We start from the raw sequence: 1,563 nt of genomic DNA on the forward strand, positions 1-1,563 counted from the left end.
GCCTCCGCCCTTGCCGAGAAATGAGGCCCGCCATGCAGGCGATCGAGAAACGAGCGGGCGCGCAGCCCTACGACCCGTTCTATGACCCCATCACCAGCCGCAGCCTGGGCCCGCGCAGCGATTACGCGCCGACCTACTGGATCGGCACCGCCGGCGAGCCGCCTGCGGACGACGGCCCGGTCACGCGCGACATGGATGCCGACGTGGTGGTGATCGGCTCGGGCTATACCGGCCTTTCCTGCGCCCTCCACCTGGCCAAGATGCACGGCATCAAGGCGACCGTGCTGGAAGCGAACGGCGTCGCCTATGGCTGCTCGACCCGCAACGGCGGGCAGGCGCAGGTCAGCTCGGGCCGGCTCAAGCGCAGCCAGTGGATCGAGCGCTGGGGCCTCGATACCGCCAAGGGCCTGCATGCCGAGGTCTGCGAAGGGTTCGCGCTGTTCCGCGGGCTGATCCGCGACCATGCGATCGACTGCGATCCGCAGGACGGCGGGCATTACTACATCGCCCACAAGGCCAGCGTGATGCCCGCGCTGCAGAAGGAGGCGGCGCTTCTGCGCGAGACCTTCGGCTATGACGCCCGCATGATCTCGCGCGACGAGCTGCACCGGACCGTCGTGCGCGACATGGAGGCGCATGGCGCCATGTGGGAGGTGGACGGCGTCGGCATCCATGCCGCGAAGCTGGCCTTCGGCTACCTGCGCGTCGCCCGCGAACTGGGCGCGAAAGTGCATGTCGACAGCCCGGTGCAGGGCTGGGAATACCGCGGCGGCGTGCATCACCTGCGCACGCCGGGCGGCACGGTGCGCGCCAAGCGCGTGGCGGTGGCGACGGCGGCCTATGCGCCGCGCGGCCTGCACCCGCGGCTCAGGGACCGGCTGATGCCGATCATGTCGAACAGCATAGTCACCCGCGTGCTGACGCCGGGCGAGCTGGAGGCGGTCGGCATCCGGAAGCTCTCGCCGCTGACCGACACCCGGACGCTGCGGCATTACTACCGGCTGCTGCCCGACAACCGGCTGCAGATCGGCTCGCGTGCCGCGATCACCGGCCGCGATGCCGCGAACCCGGCGCATCTGGAGGCGCTGAAGCAGGGGATGGCCCGCAAGTTCCCCGCCCTGCGCGGGATCGAGCTGGACTACAGCTGGTGGGGCTGGGTGGATGTCAGCCACGACATGATGCCGCGCATCACCGGACTGGCTGACCTGCCCGGTGCCTTCTATGCGCTGGGCTATGGCGGCAACGGCGTGATGTATTCCGCCATGGCCGGGCGGCGCATGGCGCAGCTGGTCGCGGGCGAGGCTGTGCCCAGGCTGCCGATCTTCAACGACGAATTGCCGCATGAGGGCTGGAGGACGCCGTTCCGGCGCCTCGGCCAATGGGGCCTCTACAAACTCTATCACTTCCGCGACGAGCGCAAATAAGGAGCCATCGCCATGAGAATGACCACTGAGGAGTCTTTTGTGAAAGTTCTCCAGCTTCACGGGATCGAGCATGCGTTCGGGATCATCGGCTCTGCGATGATGCCTGTGTCGGACCTGTTTCCCAGGGCTGGGATCACGT

General features: G+C 68.1%; 1 protein-coding gene. It reads left to right on the forward strand.

Translation table 11 applies throughout. From position 1 onward, the window contains the following. Positions 1-32: 32 nt before the first annotated feature. The gene (locus tag IT40_RS26390) at positions 33-1,424 is read left to right on the forward strand and encodes an NAD(P)/FAD-dependent oxidoreductase (protein WP_036761478.1); all 1,392 of its coding nucleotides are present in this window, start codon (positions 33-35) and stop codon (positions 1,422-1,424) included. The last annotated feature ends 139 nt before the right edge of the window (positions 1,425-1,563 follow it).

Source organism: Paracoccus versutus, from assembly GCF_000763885.1.
Classification (GTDB): Bacteria; Pseudomonadota; Alphaproteobacteria; order Rhodobacterales; family Rhodobacteraceae; genus Paracoccus; species Paracoccus versutus.